This is a genomic window from Paracidovorax avenae ATCC 19860, from assembly GCF_000176855.2.
Classification (GTDB): Bacteria; Pseudomonadota; Gammaproteobacteria; order Burkholderiales; family Burkholderiaceae_C; genus Paracidovorax; species Paracidovorax avenae.
In genome coordinates this window covers 252,343-269,915 of record NC_015138.1, presented here as the reverse complement: position 1 = coordinate 269,915, position 17,573 = coordinate 252,343, and the positions used below count along the sequence as shown (strand labels likewise).

General features: G+C 69.0%; 16 protein-coding genes. 7 read left to right on the top strand and 9 right to left on the bottom strand.

What is annotated here, in order from left to right; translation table 11 throughout:
* The first annotated feature begins 57 nt into the window (after positions 1-57).
* Entirely contained in the window at positions 58-987 is a 930-nt protein-coding gene (gene cynR, locus ACAV_RS01195; protein ID WP_013592757.1) for a transcriptional regulator CynR, read from the top strand.
* Positions 984-1,499, top strand: coding sequence for a hypothetical protein (locus ACAV_RS01190; RefSeq protein WP_013592756.1), 516 nt, complete (start codon positions 984-986; stop codon positions 1,497-1,499). Before cynR ends, ACAV_RS01190 begins: the two co-directional genes overlap by 4 nt.
* A gap of 12 nt (positions 1,500-1,511) precedes the next feature.
* Here the strand turns inward: ACAV_RS01190 and ACAV_RS01185 are convergent, their stop codons facing one another.
* The 8 genes from ACAV_RS01185 to urtA form a co-directional block, all read right to left on the bottom strand.
* On the bottom strand, positions 1,512-2,546 hold the full coding sequence (locus ACAV_RS01185; protein WP_013592755.1) for an aliphatic amidase: 1,035 nt from the start codon (positions 2,544-2,546) through the stop codon (positions 1,512-1,514).
* 58 nt (positions 2,547-2,604) lie between these two features.
* Complete coding sequence (locus ACAV_RS01180) at positions 2,605-2,970, bottom strand: FmdB family zinc ribbon protein (protein ID WP_013592754.1); 366 nt, start codon at positions 2,968-2,970, stop codon at positions 2,605-2,607.
* A 35-nt stretch (positions 2,971-3,005) separates the two neighbouring features.
* Positions 3,006-4,232 carry a formamidase gene (gene fmdA / locus ACAV_RS01175; RefSeq protein WP_013592753.1) on the bottom strand — a complete coding sequence of 409 codons (1,227 nt, stop codon included), beginning with the start codon at positions 4,230-4,232 and terminating at the stop codon, positions 3,006-3,008.
* Between the two features lie 27 nt (positions 4,233-4,259).
* Entirely contained in the window at positions 4,260-4,949 is a 690-nt protein-coding gene (urtE, locus tag ACAV_RS01170; protein WP_013592752.1) for an urea ABC transporter ATP-binding subunit UrtE, read from the bottom strand.
* A 401-nt stretch (positions 4,950-5,350) separates the two neighbouring features.
* On the bottom strand, positions 5,351-6,094 hold the full coding sequence (gene urtD, locus ACAV_RS01165; RefSeq protein WP_013592751.1) for an urea ABC transporter ATP-binding protein UrtD: 744 nt from the start codon (positions 6,092-6,094) through the stop codon (positions 5,351-5,353).
* Positions 6,095-6,123: 29 nt separating this feature from the next.
* Positions 6,124-7,344: an urea ABC transporter permease subunit UrtC gene (urtC, locus tag ACAV_RS01160; protein WP_013592750.1), complete on the bottom strand. Its 1,221-nt coding sequence runs from the start codon at positions 7,342-7,344 to the stop codon at positions 6,124-6,126.
* Between the two features lie 52 nt (positions 7,345-7,396).
* Complete coding sequence (urtB, locus tag ACAV_RS01155) at positions 7,397-8,311, bottom strand: urea ABC transporter permease subunit UrtB (protein ID WP_013592749.1); 915 nt, start codon at positions 8,309-8,311, stop codon at positions 7,397-7,399.
* A gap of 203 nt (positions 8,312-8,514) precedes the next feature.
* Entirely contained in the window at positions 8,515-9,786 is a 1,272-nt protein-coding gene (urtA, locus tag ACAV_RS01150; protein WP_013592748.1) for an urea ABC transporter substrate-binding protein, read from the bottom strand.
* A gap of 188 nt (positions 9,787-9,974) precedes the next feature.
* On the opposite strand from urtA, the gene ACAV_RS01145 reads away from it, so the two are divergent.
* Entirely contained in the window at positions 9,975-13,445 is a 3,471-nt protein-coding gene (locus ACAV_RS01145; protein ID WP_013592747.1) for a hybrid sensor histidine kinase/response regulator, read from the top strand.
* On the top strand, positions 13,432-14,358 hold the full coding sequence (locus ACAV_RS01140) for a response regulator transcription factor (protein ID WP_013592746.1): 927 nt from the start codon (positions 13,432-13,434) through the stop codon (positions 14,356-14,358). The genes ACAV_RS01145 and ACAV_RS01140 overlap by 14 nt, the downstream gene beginning before the upstream one ends.
* A 177-nt stretch (positions 14,359-14,535) precedes the next feature.
* Here the strand turns inward: ACAV_RS01140 and ACAV_RS01135 are convergent, their stop codons facing one another.
* Positions 14,536-15,000: a PACE efflux transporter gene (locus ACAV_RS01135; protein ID WP_041828485.1), complete on the bottom strand. Its 465-nt coding sequence runs from the start codon at positions 14,998-15,000 to the stop codon at positions 14,536-14,538.
* Between the two features lie 71 nt (positions 15,001-15,071).
* Between ACAV_RS01135 and ACAV_RS01130 the strand changes: the two genes are divergently transcribed.
* From ACAV_RS01130 to ACAV_RS01120, 3 genes are read left to right on the top strand one after another with little or no spacing between them, the layout of a single operon-like run.
* On the top strand, positions 15,072-16,043 hold the full coding sequence (locus tag ACAV_RS01130) for a LysR family transcriptional regulator (RefSeq protein WP_013592744.1): 972 nt from the start codon (positions 15,072-15,074) through the stop codon (positions 16,041-16,043).
* A 31-nt stretch (positions 16,044-16,074) separates the two neighbouring features.
* Positions 16,075-16,977: a glycoside hydrolase gene (locus ACAV_RS01125; protein WP_013592743.1), complete on the top strand. Its 903-nt coding sequence runs from the start codon at positions 16,075-16,077 to the stop codon at positions 16,975-16,977.
* Positions 16,974-17,399 carry a DUF4087 domain-containing protein gene (locus ACAV_RS01120; protein WP_013592742.1) on the top strand — a complete coding sequence of 142 codons (426 nt, stop codon included), beginning with the start codon at positions 16,974-16,976 and terminating at the stop codon, positions 17,397-17,399. Before ACAV_RS01125 ends, ACAV_RS01120 begins: the two co-directional genes overlap by 4 nt.
* Positions 17,400-17,573 lie beyond the last annotated feature (174 nt).

The following is a 17,573-nucleotide window of genomic DNA, read 5'->3' as shown; positions in this document are numbered from 1 at the left end:
CACACTCCGTTCGTTGTCATCGAACGATCCACCGCACCGTTTCCAAAGGACTCTTCCATGGAGCTGCGCCAGCTGCGCTACTTCCTGAGCGTGGCCGAGACCGAGCACCTCACGCAGTCGGCCGACGCGCTGTTCGTCACCCAGTCCACGCTGTCGCACGGGCTTCGGCAGCTGGAGGCCGAACTGGGCCTGCCGCTGTTCGACCGGCTGGGGCGCGGGCTGAAGCTCTCGCAGGCGGGCATGGCATTCCGCAGCCACGCGGCACGCGCGCTGCAGGAGCTGGAGGCCGGCCGCATGGCGCTGGCCGACATGGCGGGGCTGCAGGCCGGCACGCTCACGGTGGGCGTGATTCCCACCTTCCTCACGCACCTGGTGCCGGATGCGGTGGCCGCCTTCAGCGCGGACTACCCGGGCGTGCAGGTGGTGGTGCGCGACCTGCGCGGCGGCCCGATCGAAGAGCAGTTGATCGCCGGCCGGCTGGACGTGGGCATCTCCTTCCACCCCGCGCACCGCGAGGAGATCGAGGCCGAGCCGCTGTTCGAGGAGCGCCTGCAGCTGGTGGTGCACGCGGGCCACGCGCTGGCGCGCCGCCGCAGCCTGCGCGTGCGCGAACTGGCCGGCGTGCCGCTGGCGCTGCTGCCGCAGAGCTTCGCCACGCGCCGCATGATCGACGCGGCCTTCGCCCAGGCCGGCGTGGCCCCCATGGTGCGGGTGGAGATGGAATCGGTGGACGCGCTGCTGCACGCCTGCCGCAACGGGCCCCTGGCCACCATCGCGGCCGAGCGAGCAGCCGGCCAGGCCGGGCCGGGCATGCGCGCGATCACGCTGACCGAACCCGCCACCGTGCGCCGCGCGGGCGTGCTGTGGCGCCGGGGCGCGTCGCGCAGCGCGGCAGCGCGGGAATTCGTGGCGCGGCTGCGGCCGGTGGTGGGCGCCGCGGCCACTGCTGCCGGCCGGCCGGCCACGTGCCGGACAATGCAGCCATGAACGACTCTCCCCTGCAGAAGACCGACGAGGCATCCCCCGAAACCACCGAAGCGCCCATCCAGGAAGCCCGCCTCTGGAGCGACGGACGCTGGACGGCCGAGGTGATCAAGAACGAAGACGACGACGGCTGGGCCGTGGCGATGACGCTGCGCGGCGAATCCGAGCCGGCGCTGGTCGGCCCGTGGACGATGGGCCGCGACAAGAAGAACCCCAAGCCGCTGGACGTGGCGGCCTTCCACACGCTGGTCAAGACCGCCTCCGAAGTGCTCCGCCGCCACGAGCAGCAACTGCACGCGCAACTGCACAAGGAGGTGGCCGTGGGTTCCGGCGCCGACCTCGTCCGGGTGGCGCTGCGCATCGTGCCGGACGAGGAATATCCGTATGCCGTTCTGACCGCGCATGGCGCCGCCGGGCAGTTGCTGGGCGAGGCGCGCGTGGAGGCGAACTTCAAGCTCAGCCAGGGCAGCGCGCTGGCGTGGATCGAGAGCGATTATTCGCCCCGAGGGCGGTAGCGCTGCGGAGCGTCAGGGTTCCCGCGCGCCGTGCGGAATGCCGTCCACCGGGCATTGCGGCGTCCCCACGGTGCCGCGCGTGACGGCCTCCGCCGTGCGGCGCGCGGCGGCCGGGTCGGCCACCCACTGGCGGTAGAAACCGTAGGGACAGTCCGCCACACCCTGGTCGCCCTCGCCCGAGTTCAGCAGACCGGTATATCCCCGGTGCAGCAGCTTGAACAGGTGGTTCTCGCTCTGGCCGTGGCGGCGGAAGTCGCGGATCAGGTGCTTGGAGAGCGCGGCGTACTGCACGCCCATTTCCTCCTCGCCGCATTCGCCCAGCGTGCGGCCATCGAAGCCGATCAGCGCGCTGTGGCCGAAGTAGCTGTACACGCCGTCGAAGCCGGCCGCGTTGGCCACGGCCACGTAGCTGTTGTTGGCGAAGGCCATGGCCTTGCTCATCAGGATCTGCTGCTCCTTGGCCGGGTACATGTAGCCCTGGCAGCGCACGATGAGCTCCGCGCCCTGCATGGCGCAGTCGCGCCAGATCTCGGGGTAGTTGCCGTCGTCGCAGATGATGAGGCTGATCTTCAGGCCCTTGGGGCCCTCGGTCACGTAGGTGCGGTCGCCGGGGTACCAGCCCTCGATGGGCGTCCACGGCATGATCTTGCGGTACTTCTGCACGATCTCGCCCTGGTCGTTCATGAGGATGAGCGTGTTGTAGGGCACCTTGCGCGGGTGCTCCTCGTGCCGCTCGCCGGTGAGCGAGAACACGCCCCACACCCTGGCCTTGCGGCAGGCGGCGGCGAAGATCTCGGTTTCCTCGCCAGGGATGGTGGCGGCGGTGTCCAGCATCTCCTGGCGGTCGTACATGATGCCGTGGGTGCTGTACTCGGGGAAGATGACCAGGTCCATGCCCGGCAGGCCGGCCTTCATGCCGACCAGCATGTCGGCGATTTTGCGGGCGTTGTCCAGCACCTCGGCTCGGGTGTGCAGCCGGGGCATCTTGTAGTTGACGACCGCGACGCCGACGGTGTCGTCGCTGCTCGAGATGTCACCGTGGATCATGGCAAGGTCTCCTTGTGGGAATGGGTGGCATAAGAAAAGTCCGTACGGGGCCCGGCGCTCAATGGCTGATCATCCAGGGCCGCTTCGACGGGAAGGCCTTGGCGCCGTTGGGCGCAGTGACGGTGGCGCTGCGCTTGCTCCCACCGCCGCCGCTGCAGCAGCCGCAGCCCGCGGGGTGGCGCAGCCGGCCGTAGCTGCCGGCCTCGGCATCGCGCGAGGAGCGCGGCGCATGGCGGGCGCGCTCGTTGGTGTCATGGGCGCGGCGCTGCTCCGGGCCCAGGCAGGCCAGCCGCGGCGCGCTGGCGAACACGCGGGGCGAAGGTGCGCCGCACTCCGGGCAGGCGGCGGGCTCGTTGCGCTGGGCCAGGCCGCGCAGCGCATCGAAGCCGCCGCAGTCCGCGCAGTGGTAGTCGTAGGTGGGCATGTGCGGCCTCCTCGTCTGTTCTTCGGTCCGCGCCCTCAGGCGAGGTCGGGCGAGAGGGGCATGTCGATGCTGCCGTCCAGCATCTTGACGGGGCCGCTGGCGCTCGGGTTGATGTCGAAGTCGAAGATCTGCGTGGGTAGCCACAGCGTGGCGCAGGCGTTGGGCACGTCCACCACGCCGCTGATGTGGCCCTGCACCGGCGCCGTGCCCAGGATGGAATAGGCCTGCGCGCCGCTGTAGCCGAACTTCTTCAGGTATTCGATGGCGTTCAGGCAGGCCTGGCGGTAGGCCACGTTCACGTCCAGGTAGTACTGCTTGCCGGCCTCGTCCACCGAGATGCCCTCGAAGATCAGGTAGTCGTTGTAGGTGGGCACGATGGGGCTGGGCTTGAAGATGGGGTTCCTGATGCCGTACTTGGCCATGCCGCCCTTGATAAGCGTGACCTTCATGTGCACCCAGCCGGCCATCTCGATCGCGCCGCAGAAGGTGATCTCGCCGTCGCCCTGGCTGAAGTGCAGGTCGCCCACGCTCAGCCCCGCGCCGTCCACGTAAACGGGGAAGTACACCTTCGCGCCACGCGAGAGGTCCTTGATGTCGCAGTTGCCGCCGTGCTCGCGCGGCGGCACGGTGCGGGCGGCTTCGGCGGCGGCCTTGGCGCGCGCATCGCCGGTCATCTTGCCCATGTGCGCCGTGCCGGGCGACGGCGGGTTCGCGAGGCCGGCGGTGGGGTCGCTGTCGATCAGCGCCTGCTCGCGGGCGTTCCACTGGTCGAGCATGGCCCGGTCGGGCAGGCAGCCGATCAGGCCGGGATGGATCAGGCCGGCGAAGTTCACGCCCGGGATGTGGCGCGAGCTGGTGAACATGCCCTTGAAGTCCCAGATGGACTTCTGCGCCTCGGGGAAGTGCTCGGTCAGGAAGCCGCCGCCGTTCTTCTTGGAGAAGAAGCCGTTGAAGCCCCAGAGGCTGTCCGGCTTGGCGCCGATGTCGAGCAGGTCCACGACGAGCAAATCGCCCGGCTCGGCACCCTTCACGCCCACCGGGCCGGAGAGGTAGTGCACGGTGGTCAGGTCGATGTCGCGCACGTCGTCGGCGCTGTCGTTGTTCTTGATGAAGCCGCCGGTCCAGTCGAAGGTCTCCAGGATGAAGTCGTCGCCGGGGTTGACCCAGCAGGCCATGGGAATGTCGGGGTGCCAGCGGTTGTGGATGTTCTCGTTTTCGGTGGGCGACTTCGTCAGGTCGACTTTGATGAGGGTGTCGGTCATGGCAGGCTCCTTGGGGGTGGATGGTGGTCAGACGGAGAGGTAGGACTTGATGCGCTGCTGGTCGGTGTCGGCGCGGGTGGTCTCGTGCACCAGGCGCCCGCCTTCGATGACGAAGAGCCGGTCGGCCACGTCCATCGCGAAGCTGAGCACCTGCTCGGACACGACGATGGTGAGCTGGCGCATGCGGCGGATCTCGTTGAGCGCCTTCGCGATGTCCTTGATGATGGAAGGCTGGATGCCTTCGGTGGGTTCGTCGAGCAGCAGCACCTTGGGGTCGGTGACCAGCGCGCGGGCGATGGCGAGTTGCTGCTGCTGGCCGCCGGAGAGATTGCCGCCCTTGCGGCGGCGCATGTCCCAGAGCACGGGGAAGAGGGCGTAGATCTCGTCGGGGATGCGCTTCTCTTTGGCGTTCTCCAGGCCGGTCTGGATGTTCTCTTCCACGGTGAGGGTGGGGAAGATCATGCGGCCCTGGGGGACGTAGGCGATGCCTTTGGCGACGCGGCGGAAGCTTTCGTCGCGCGTGACGTCCTGGTCCGCGACGCGGATGCTGCCGCTCTTGGTGGGGAGCACGCCCATGAGGCTTTTGAAGAGGGTGGTCTTGCCCATGCCGTTGCGGCCCATGATGGCGACGGTTTCGTTGGCATGGCCTTCGAACGAGATGCCGTGCAGGGCTTCGCTCTGGCCGTAGGCGACGTGGAGGTCTTTGACTTTCAGCATGGGATCGCTCCTGGGGAATGCGTGGCGTGCGTTGCCTGCTTGGCGGTTGCGCAGGCAGAGGGGACAGAGAGGTGCGAGCTGTGCGCCCGGGCCGGGATCGCCGGGTGGCCCCTTCCGCGAATGTCCCCCGGCTTCGCCTCCTCCTTGATTTCGCTGCAGGGGCCACCCGGCACTCCCGGCCAGTTCAGTGCTCTGCCTTGCCGGCCGTGAAAACCGCGCGGCGCTGGCTGCCCGTGGTGGTGGCCTGCCCCGCGCAGCGAAATAAAGGAGGAGGCCGCAGGCCGGGGGACATTCGCGGAGCGGGGCATGCCGCCGCCACGGGCCACCCCGAACCCACGCGCCATGAGGCCTTCGCTCGGACACCGGGGCAATGAAGGCAACTGTCGTTCGCACCGCATAGCTCAATGCCCCAGGTACACGTCGATGACCTTCGGATCGGCCTGCACCTTGTCCATTGGCCCCTCGGCCAGGATCTTTCCCTGGTGCATCACCGTCACCTTGTGCGCGATGCGCTTCACGAACTCCATGTCGTGCTCGATCACGATCACCGCGCGGTTGCGGCAAATGCGCTCCAGCAGCTCCGCCGTCAGCTCGCGTTCGCGCGCGCTCATCCCCGCGATCGGCTCGTCCAGCATCAGCAGCTCCGGCTCCTGCATCAGCAGCATGCCGATCTCCAGCCACTGCTTCTGCCCGTGCGACAGCAGCCCGGCCTCGGTCTCCAGGCGCTCGGCCAGGCCGATGTCTTCCGCCACCGCCTGCACGCGCTCCTTCACCACATCGGTGCAGCGAAAGGCCAGCGCACCGAACACCGTGCGGCCCGTCGGATACGACACCTCCAGGTTCTGGAACACCGACAGGTTCTCGTAGATCGACGGCGTCTGGAACTTGCGCCCGATGCCCAGGCGCACGCGCTTGTGCTCCGCCATGCGGGTCAGCTCCTCGTTCTTGAACTTGATGCTCCCGCCAGTGGCGCGCGTCTTGCCGCAGATCAGGTCCAGCAGCGTGGTCTTGCCCGCGCCGTTGGGGCCGATGATCACGCGCAGCTCGTTCCTGTCCACGTACAGCGTGAGGTTGTCGATGGCCTTGAAGCCGTCGAAGGAGACGGTGAGGTCTTCCACGGCGAGGGCGAAGTCGGTGTTGCTCATGCAAAAGTCTCCTGCGCGGTGGTGGAGGTTCAGACGCCCTGGTGGCGCGTGCCCTGGGGCAGCGGAGCCGCAGGCGCGGCCGGTGGCAGGGGTGCAGCGGCGGAAGCCTCCGGCTCCGCGGCGGGTGCGGGCCACGGGGCCGGGGCCGGCACCGCGGCGCGGCGCAGGGCCTCGCGGCGGCCCTTCCACCAGGGCACGATGCGCTCCTCCCACAGGCCGGCCAGGCCCATCGGGAAGGCCATGGTCACGCCGATGAAGAGCGCGGCCATGAGGAACAGCCACAGGTCGGGAAAGCTCTCCGAGAAATACGTCTTGCCCGCGTTCACCAGCAGCGCGCCATACACCGCGCCCACCAGGCTCATGCGCCCGCCCACGGCGGCGTAGATCACCATTTCGATCGAAGGCACGATGCCCACGAAGCTCGGCGACATGAAGCCCACCTGCAGCGTGAACAGCGCGCCGCCGATGCCGGAGAGCGCCGCCGCCAGGCAGAAGGTGAAGACCTTGAAGTTGGCCACGTCGTAGCCCGAGAAGCGCACGCGGTCTTCCTTGTCGCGCATGGCCAGCAGCAGCGTGCCCAGCTTGCTCGTCTGGATGTAGCGGCACAGCACGATGGACGCCACCAGCAGCGCCACGCACACGTAGTAGAGGATGACCTTGGCGCTGTCGGTGCGCGTGTCCCAGCCCCAGAGCGTCTTCAGGTCGGTCATGCCGTTCACGCCGCCCGTGTAGCCCTGCTGGCCGATGATGAGCACCGTGCAGATCAGCGCCACCGCCTGCGTGATGATCGCGAAATACACGCCGCCCACGCGGCGCTTGAACATGGCGAAGCTCACGATCCAGGCCAGCAGCGTGGGCAGCACGACCACCGCGGCGAGCGCGAACGGCAGGCTCTTGAACGGCACCCAGAACGACGGCAGCGCCGTGATCTGGTTCCAGTCCATGAAGTCCGGGATGCCGGGGGTGGACTGGATCTTCGTGCTGATGGGGTCGGAGGCCTCGAGCTTCAGGAACATGGCCATGGCGTAGCCGCCCAGGCCGAAGAACACGCCCTGCCCCAGGCTCAGCACGCCGCCGTAGCCCCACACCATCACCAGGCCGATGGCGACGAAGGCGTAGGTGAGGTACTTGCCCACCAGGTTCAGGCGGAACACGTCGAGGGCCAGCGGCAGGACCACGGCCAGCAGCACGGTGAGCAGCACCAGGCTGGCGAGCTGGTAGCGCTGGACCCAGGCTTTGAGGGCGTTCATGGGAGGACTCCGGTGGATGCGGAAAGGAAGGAACGACAGGGCGCGGCGCGCATCAGCGGCGGACCTTGGAGGCGAACAGCCCCTGCGGCCGCACCATCAGGATCAGCACGATCAGCGAGAGCGTGATCACCTTGGCCATGGAGCCGGCCAGGAAGAACTCGGTGATCGACTGCGTCTGCGCGATGCCGAAGGCCGACACCACCGTGCCCAGCAGGCTGGCCGCGCCGCCGAAGGTCACGACGAGGAAGGCATCGACGATGTAGAGCGAGCCCGAGGTGGGCCCCGTGGAGCCAATGGTGGTGAAGGCCGCGCCCGCCACGCCGGCGATGCCGCAGCCGATGGCGAAGGTGAGGCGGTCGGTCTTCTTGGTGTCGATGCCGATGGCGTTGGCCATCACGCGGTTGCTCACGGTGGCGCGCACCCGCAGGCCCCAGCGGCTCTTGTGCAGCGCGATCAGCACGCCGGCCGTCACCACCACGGTCAGGGCCAGCACGAACAGGCCGTTGACGGGAATGTCCAGCCCCTCCGCGGGTGCCCAGGAGCCCATCAGCCAGTCCGGCAGCGTGGGGCTCACTTCCTTGGGGCCGATGAAGGTCCGGAAGCACTGCTGCAGCGCCAGGCTGATGCCCCAGGTGGCCAGCAGCGTGTCGAGCGGGCGCTTGTAGAGGTGGCGGATCAGCCCCCACTCCACCAGCCAGCCGGCCACGAACGCGAAGCCGAAGGCGGCGGCGATGGCCAGCGGGAAGTAGAACGGCATGAAGCCGGGCGCGTACTGCGCCGTCAGCGTCGAGCCCAGGTAGATGGTGTAGGCGCCGATGGTCATGAATTCGCCGTGCGCCATGTTGATCACGCCCATCTGCCCGAAGATGATCGCCAGCCCCAGGCCCATGAGCAGCAGCACCGCGAACAGGCTCAGGCCCGCGAAGCCCTGCATCAGGCCGATGTTCATCATCTCGGAGAAAGTCATGGTGCAGCTCCTGCGTGCAAACCAGTCAGGGAGGAAAGCAGTCCGTGCGAAATCCGGCACCCCATAGCCGGCAATGCCCACGGCCCTGGAAACCGGCGCGGCCCCAGGCCAGAGACACCGAGGAAGGGCCGCCCCGCACCGAAGGTGTCGCCCCCCTCCCGCGCAGCGAGAGAGGGGGAGGCGCGCAGCGCCTCAGGGGGTGATCACTGATACCCCTTGGGGAATGGGTCCGGTTTGATGAGCTCGGGCGATTCGGACACCACCTTGAACGTGCCGTCCGGCAGCCCCTGGGCGATGCGCGACTTGCTCCAGAGGTGGTGGTTGGCGTCCACCTTCACGTAGCCTTCGGGCGCAGTCTTGAGTTCGATGCCGGGTGACGCGGCCACCACCTTGTCCACGTCGAAGCTCTTGGCCTTCTCCACCGCGGCCTTCCAGAGCCAGGGGCCCAGGTAGCCGGCCTGCGTCACATCGCCGATCACCGCGTTGGGCCCGTACTTGGCCTTGAAGGCGGCCACGAACTTCTTGTTGTTCTCGTTGTCCAGCGACTGGAAGTACTTCATCGACGAATAGAAGCCCGCGAAGTTCTCGCCGCCCACGCCGGTCATTTCGTCCTCGGTGACCGACAGCGTCACCAGCAGCTGCTTGTCGCCGGTGATGCCCGCGGCCTTGAGCGCCTTGTAGAAGGCCACGTTGGAGCCGCCCACCACCGCCACGAAGATGCAGTCGGGCTTCTGCACCTTGATCTTGTTCATCAGCGAGCCGAAGTTGGTGCTGCCCAGCGGGTAGTACTCCTCGCCGACGACCTTGCCCTTCTGGAAGTTCTCGATGTGCTTGCGCGCGATCTTCATCGAGGTGCGCGGCCAGATGTAGTCCGAGCCGATCAGGAAGAAGGTCTTGGCCTTCTTCTCCTTCTGCGCCCAGTCCAGGCTGTAGAGGATCTGCTGCGTGGCCTCCTGGCCGGTGTAGATCACGTTCTTCGACTGCTCCAGGCCTTCGTAGAAAGTGGGGTAGTACAGCAGGCCGTTCTCCTTCTCGAAGATCGGCAGCACCGCCTTGCGCGAGGCGCTGGTCCAGCAGCCGAACACCGCCGCGCAGTGGTCGTTGATGAGCAGCTTCTTGGCCTTCTCGGCGAAGGTGGGCCAGTCGGATGCGCCGTCTTCCTTGATGACCTTGATTTTGCGGCCCAGCACGCCGCCCATGGCGTTGATCTGGTCGATGGCGAGCTGCTCGGCCTGGATGGAGCCCGTCTCCGAGATCGCCATCGTGCCCGTGGCCGAATGCAGCTGGCCCACGGTCACTTCCGTGTCGGTCACGGCCAGCTTGGTCGTGTTGACCTGCGCCGTGGGCTGGGCGTGGCCCCAGGCCGGCAGGCCGGCGATGGACGCGGCGCCCATGGCCTGCAGCAGGCGGCGGCGGCCCGCGTCGGCGCTGGCCAGGGGGGACGAAACGTTCCGGGGGTCGAGGGGGTGCTTCATGAAGGCGCTCCTTGCGTCTGGCGAGGGTGGAAGGCGGCGGTGGTGTCGCACCGGATGGACGACAGGTGCCGCGCTGGAATGAAGGTTAGGGAGAACCCTGCGAAGCGCCCATACGTCAATTAACGTAGGGGCCTGCGCATGCCGCCGCCCGCACCGCGCCAAGAACGTTTCTTGCATGCGGTCCGGGCATGGCCGCCCTTCCCACCGCCCCCCCTGCCGACGCACCGGCCGCGACGCAGACGATCTTTCGCTTCCGGCGCGAATACAACGCCTGGGTGGCCGACGAGTCCATGGAGGACTACGCACTGCGCTACACGCCCAAGAGCTTCCGGCGCTGGAGCGAATTCCGCGTGGCGAACACGGCATTCGGCTCGCTCTCGTTCCTGGCGCTGGAGGCCATCGGCGGCGCGGTCGCACTCAACTACGGCTTTTCCAACGCGATGTGGGCGATCCTCGCGGTGGGCGTGCTGATCTTCCTCACCGGCCTGCCGATCGCGTACTGCGCGGCGCGCTACGGTCTGGACATGGACCTGCTCACGCGCGGCGCGGGCTTCGGCTACCTGGGCTCGACCATCACCTCGCTGATCTACGCGGTGTTCACCTTCATCTTCTTCGCGCTGGAGGCAGCCATCATGGCGCTCGCCCTGCAGCTGGTGGTGGACTGGCCGCTGCAGTGGTGCTACGTGCTCTCGTCGCTCGTCATCCTGCCGCTCGCCATGCGCGGCATCACGCTGATCTCGCGCCTGCAGGCCTGGACGCAGCCGCTGTGGCTCTTCCTGCTGCTGCTGCCCTTCGTGTGGATCGCGCTGGCGCAGCCCCAGCTCTACCGCGACTTCGCCAGCCTCTCGGGCCTCAAGAGCGGCAGCAGCCAGTTCGATCCGCTCATGTTCGGTGCGGCCTGCGCGGTGATCTTCTCGCTGGTGGTGCAGATCGGCGAGCAGGTGGACTTCCTGCGCTTCCTGCCCGAGCGCACCGCCGCCAACCGCTGGCGCTGGTGGGGCGCGGTGCTGGTGGCCGGGCCGGGCTGGATCGCCATGGGCATGCTCAAGATGGCGGGCGGCGCCTTCCTCGCGTTCGCGGCGCTGCAGTTCGAGGTGGGCGTGCACCGCGCGGCCGAGCCCACGCAGATGTTCCTGGCGGGGTTCCGGCAGGTGATGCAGTCCCTCGGACTGCCCGGCATGGCGGTGGCCGTGACGGTGCTGTTCGTGGTGGTCTCGCAGATCAAGATCAACCTGACGAATGCCTATGCGGGCTCGCTGGCCTGGTCCAACTTCTTCGCGCGCGTCACGCGCAGCCACCCGGGGCGCGTGGTGTGGCTGGTGTTCAACGTGGGCATCGCCACGCTGCTGATGACGCTGGGCGTGTTCGGCGCGCTCGAGAAGGTGCTGGCGGTGTACAGCAACGTGGCGATCGCCTGGGTGGGCGCGCTAGTGGCCGACCTGGTCATCAACAAGCCGCTGGGCCTGTCTCCCCGGGGCATCGAGTTCCGCCGGGCGCACCTGTACGACTTCAACCCCGTCGGCCTGGGCGCGATGGTGGTGGCCGCGGCCGTGGCCTGCTGCGCCTATGCCGGCCTGCTGGGCGAGGCCGCGGCGGCCTTCTCGCCTTTCATCGCGCTGGCCCTGTCGATGGCGCTGGCGCCGCTGTTCGCGTGGTGGACCGGCGGGCGCTACTACCTGGCCCGGCAGCCCGCCACCGGTTGGGCCCCGGGCGAGCTGGTGCGCTGCGCCGTGTGCGAGAACCGCTTCGAATCCGAGGACATGGCACGGTGCCCCGCGTATGGCGCGGCCATCTGCTCGCTGTGCTGCTCGCTCGAGTCGCGCTGCCACGACCGCTGCAAGACCGGATCGCGCGCGGCCGATCAGCTGCGCTCGCTGGCCGCGCTGCTGCTGCCGCGCGCCTGGGCGGCGAAGATGAACTTCCGGCTGGGCCAGTACCTGATGGTGTTCGCCTCGCTCTGCGCAGTGGTCGCCTTCCTGGTGGGCGTGGTGTACGTGCAGGAAGGGCTGGAGACACCCGCGCAGTTCCTGCGTGTGCCGTTCCTCAAGGTCTATGCCCTGCTGGCGCTGCTGGCCGCGGTGTGCGCATGGTGGGTGGTGCTCAGCACCGGCAGCCGGCGCATGGCGCAGGACGAATCCGAGCGCCAGACGCAGCTGCTGCTGCAGGAGATCGAGGCGCACAAGCGCACCGACGCCGAGCTGCAGGCCGCGCGCGACCGTGCCGAGGCCGCCAACATGGCCAAGACGCGCTACGTGGCCGGCATGACGCACGAGCTGCGCTCGCCGCTCAACAGCATCCTGGGCTACACCCAGATCCTGCAGAAGGCCCCGCCGGACGCCCACGCGCTGCGCGACGCGCTCTCCACCATCGAGCGCAGCGGCCGGCACATGCATGCGCTGATCGACGACTCGCTGGAGCTGGCCCGCATCGAGGCCGGCCGGCTGCGGCAGGCCGTCGCGCCGCTGCCGCTGGCCGAGCTGGTGCGCGACGTGGAGGGCATGCTGCGCCCGCAGGCCGAGGCCAGGGGGCTGGCCTTCGCCGTGGAAGTACTGGGCACCATGCCCGAGTGGATCCGCGCGGACGCCAGGCGCCTGCGGCAGATCCTGATCAACCTGCTCTCCAACGCGGTGCGCTTCACGCGCCAGGGCGAAGTGCGGCTGCGGCTGGACTTCCGCGCCCACGTCGCGCGCATCGAGGTGATCGACACCGGCATCGGCATCGAGCCGCAGGACCTGGAGCGCATCTTCCTGCCCTTCGAGCGCGGCAGTGCCGGCCGCCGCGCCAGCGAGCCCGGCACCGGCCTGGGCCTGACCATCACCCACCTGCTGACCGAACTCATGGGCGGGCAGCTCAGCGTGCGCAGCACCGTGGGCGAGGGCAGCACCTTCACCGCGCGCCTGTACCTGCCCGCGGTCGCGCCCGATCCCGCCTGGCAGCCCGCGCAGGCCGCCCTGCGCCCCGTGGTGGGCTACCGGCCACCGCGCCGCACCCTGCTGGTGGTGGACGACCAGCCGCTGCAGCGCCAGCTGCTCGCAGGCCTGCTGGTGCCGCTGGGCTTCGACGTGCGCGAAGCCGCGAGCGGGCGCGAGTGCCTGGAGATCGTGCGGCAGTCGCCCCCGGATCTGGTGCTGCTGGACATCAGCATGGACGATCTGGACGGCTGGCAGACCGCCGCGCTGCTGCGCGAATGCCTGCCGGCCGAGGTGCTGCCCATCGTCTTCGTCTCCGCCAACCAGTTCGACAACGACGGCGCGCGCGTGGCCGCCCACGGGTGCCAGGGCTTCGTGGGCAAGCCGGTGGTGGAATCTGAACTGCTGCAGGCCCTGCAGTCCGCGCTCGGACTGCAGTGGCTGCACGACCCCGCGCCGCAGGAGGTGCCCCCCGCCACCGGCGCTCTCCCGGCGCAGGCCGGTGCCGCGGCGGCTTCCGCGGAACCGCGGCCGGAACCACTGCCGGAGCCGCTGCGGGAAGCACTGCACCACCTGGCCCGCTCCGGCCAGGCCTCCGCGCTCCGCGCCCGGCTGCGCGCGGCCCGGGCCGACCATCCCGGCCATGCCGTGCTGGCGCAGTTGCAGGACGCCGCCGACCAGATGGATTTCGACCGGCTCACCCGGCTGCTGCGCGAACCCGAAGACGACGACAACGATGAACCCGCCTGACCCCGCTCCCGCTTCCCCCTCCTCCGCCGCGGCGCGGCGCGCCATCCTCGTGGTGGACGACGACCTCGCCACGCTGCGCATGCTCGGCGACGCGCTCGCCGCAGAAGGCTACGCCGTGCTGGCCGCGCGCGACGCCGACGAGGCGCTCGAGCGCTTCGACCTCGCCGTGCCCGACGGCGTGCTGCTGGACGCCGTCATGCCCGGTACCGACGGCTTCACGCTCTGCGCCCGCATCAAGGCCACGCCGCCGTGGTCGCACGTGCCCATCGTGTTCATGACCGGCCTGTCGGAGACCGAACAGATCGTGCGCGGCTTCGCGGCCGGCGGGGTGGACTACGTGGTCAAGCCCCTGCGCCTGCCCGAGGTGCTGGCCCGGCTGGCCACGCACGTCGCCAACGCCCGCGCCGCCCGGCTGGCGCGCGAGGCAGTGGACGTGGCCGGCATGGGCGTGGTGGTGCTCGACGGCCAGGACCGCATCGCCTGGCGCTCGCCCCAGGCCACGCGCTGGCTGGAAGCCGCCTTCGCTGCCGATGCCGCCCCCGCGCCGGCCATGGCGCGCTGGCTGGCCCAGGCGCAGCAGGCCGGCGAAGGCGCCACCGCGCTGGAGCCCGGCCAGCGCCTGCTGGCGCGCCCGCTGGGCGCCAGCGGCCTGGGCGAAACCATGCTGCTGCTGTCGGTGCAGGCTGCCGGCGCGGAGCCCGCGGCGCGCCTGCCGCGCGTGGACCTCACGCCGCGCGAGACCGAGGTACTGTCCTGGATCGCCAAGGGCAAGACCAACCGCGACATCGCCGACATCCTGGGCATGAGCCCGCGCACGGTGAACAAGCACCTGGAACACATCTTCGAGAAGCTCGGCGTGGAGACGCGCACCGCCGCCGCCGCGCTGGCAGGTCAATGGGAAACACCCCCCTGAGGCCCTGCGGGCCTTCCCCCCGCTCTCGCCTTGCTGCGCAAGCCGGGCAGGGGGACGCAGCCTTCGCTGCGGGGCGGCCCTTGCTCGGCTGCCGCTGGCCTGGGCCGCGCCGGCATTGCAGGCCGTGTGCGGGATGCGGCGCCGTAGATCGCTGGGGCTTGCTGAGGGCGCAGCCCATCAGCCCTGCGCCGAGGCCGGCAGGCCGAACACGCGGTCGAACACCCAGTTGAAGACGAAGGTGTAGCCCAGGAAGAACAGCAGCAGACCCATGTCCATCACGAAGGCCTCCCACAGGCCGATGCCGAACCACCAGGCCAGCACGGGCACGAGCACCATCGCCAGGCCGCCCTCGAAGCCGATCGCGTGCGCCACCCGCCGCGCGGTGCTGCGCCCGCGCACGGCCTGGCGCGATTCCCAGCGCTCGAACGCCCAGTTGAACACCACGTTCCACACGATGGCGATGCCCGAGGCGATCGCGGCGACGGCGCCCGAATGGCCCGCGCCCTGGCCGGTCGCCCACATCATCCCGAACGTGGCGAAGGCGATGGCGATGAGTTCGTAGAGCGTGACGTACACCACGCGGCGCACGGGGCCCTGCAGGCCGGATGGACGGGAAACGGGCGAAGACGGAGTGGACAGCATGGGTGTACTTTATGTGCGCAACGCTGATATATAAAGTCAGCTTCTTTCAGTTTTTCTGATACATCGGATCCATGGCCTTTTCTTCCGACAGCGTGCAGGTCTTTCTCGCCGTGCTGGACCACGGCTCGTTCTCGGCCGCCGCCCGGGCGCTTTCCCGCGTGCCCTCGGCCGTGAGCATGACCATCGCCCACCTGGAGGCCGAGCTCAACGTGCAGCTCTTCGACCGCAGCGGGCGCGAGCCCCGTCCCACCCCCGCCGCCCGCGCGCTGGAGCCGCAGGCCCGGCTGCTGGGCGCGCAGCTGCGCCAGCTCAACGCGCAGGCCCTCGCGCTCACCCAGGGGCTGGAAGAGCGCCTGACAATCGCCATCGCGCCCGAATTGCTGGCCGGCCCCTGGACCGAGGCGCTGGCCGCGCTCACTGCCGAGTACCCCCAGCTGCAGGCGGAAGTGCTGGCCGCCCCGCAGGCCGACGCCATGGCGCTGCTGCATGCGGGCCGCGCCCAGCTGGCGCTGGTGTTCGAGCGGTCCAGCCTGGACGGGCGCGAAGGCTTCCAGGAAGTGGGCAGCGAGACGCTGGTGGCCGTCATCGCGCCGCAGCATCCCGTGATGCAGGCCGCCGCGGGCGCGCCGCTGAGCGAGGTCCACCTGACCACCACGCGCCAGATCGTCGTGGCCGGGCGCGATCTCGCGCAGACCGACCCGCGCTTCGTGTTCGCGCGCCACCACTGGCGCACCGACAACCACCTGGCCGCGCTCAGCCTCATCGAGGCCGGCCTGGGCTGGGGCTGGCAGCCGCGCGAACTGGTGGAGCCCCGCATCCAGGCCGGCACGCTCGTGGAAATGCCGTTCGACAACCTCAGTAACGGCGTGGAGTTGTGGGTGGACGTGGTGTGGTCCAGGGAGCGGCCGCAGGGGCTGGGCGCACGGCGCTTCGTGGAGCGGCTGCGGCAGTCCGCCCAGGCTCCCGCAGGCCGCGGCGGCGGAGGTGATACAGGCTTGCAGAAATTACATCCGGCAAAACAAAGCCACGGACGAGCGTCCTAGACTGGCGCGTTTCCATTCCACGGATGGGTCCATGCCTGCGCCGCAGAAAATCAATTACCAGCACACCGGCCCCTATGACCGGGTCGTTTTCCAGGAACAATTCACCCAGCAGTTCGGCACCAGCGGCAGGTACAACGCCGCAGCCATTCCCGACATGCTGTCCCTGCTGGGCATGATCGAGCGCGACACGGCCATCAACGACGTGCGACAGGCCGCCTACATGCTCGCGACCGTGATGTGGGAGACCACGTCGCCGGTCACCGTCACCAAGGTGGCGACGAACAAGAAGGGGCAGCCGCTGGTGGACAAGCACGGGCAGCCCGTCGTCCTCAAGCAGAAGAAGTGGCTGATGACCATGGCCCCCGTGGCCGAGATCGGCCACGGCAAGGGACGGCAGTACCACGAGCCCGTCAAGGTCAAGCTGCTGCCCGATGGCGGGGCACGCATCACCGAGCAGGACGGCGACCAGTTCTCGGTCACGGCGGCCGGGGACATCTCCCCGCTCACCAAGGGCGCCAAGATGGGCACCAAGGATGGCGGCGCCGCCACCAAGTCCTACGACGCCGACGACGGCATCGAGCAGGCCTATTACGGGCGCGGCTACGTGCAGCTGACCTGGTGGTCCAACTACGCCAAGGCAGGCGTCGCGCTCGGCCGCGGGCTGGGGTTGCTGACGGACCCGGAGCAGGTCAAGACGCCCGAGACCGCCTATGCACTGATGTCCTACGGCATGCGCACGGGCGGCATCTTCGCGAACGGGCGCAAGTTCTCGCTCTACTTCTCGGGGGACGCGACCGATTACGTGTCGGCCCGGAAAATGGTCAACGGAAGCGACCACGCCGAAGACATCGCCAAGATCGCCCGGAAATTCGAGGCGGTCCTGCTGAAGGCCCGGCCGAACGCCATCACCACACCCGCCACCCCCAAGCCATGACACGCTGCACTGCCCCGAAGACCCTGCGCGGCCCGATGACGGCCCGCGTCCTCCATGCCCTGCTGTGGCTGGGCGCCAGCCAGTTCGCGGCCGCCGCGATGCCGCCCGACACGACCACGCGCTGCGGCTGGTTCGACAACCCGACGCCCGGCAACGCGACCCTGGTGGACAAGGACGGGGAATGGACCATCGGCATGCAGGGAGGCCACCAGGCCGAAGGCGACTGGCCGACGTTCCCCAAGTCGCGCTGGGTGGCGACCGGCACCGGCAGCGCAGGCTACGGCTGCGCCTGCCTGAAGCTGAGCGCCCGCGCCGATACGCAGGAAGTGACGCACATCTTCTCGTCACGCACCCAGCCTTTGTCGGTCTGCCGCAAGGACAAGGCGCTGACTGGCAAGGAACCCGAAAACCCCCTCAAGTAAGTCCGATGGCCCGGGTGTGCAGCCCTGCGGCAGCGTCGCGGCAATGCGACAGCGAATGAGATTGGTTCTCAACCTGGTGTTACAGTTCGGCGCCTTCACGGCCGAGTTGCGCACCGTTGCGCGCTGATCCGTTCCCTGTCCTTTTCGCGTCTTCTCCCGCGCCGGAGCCTCCTC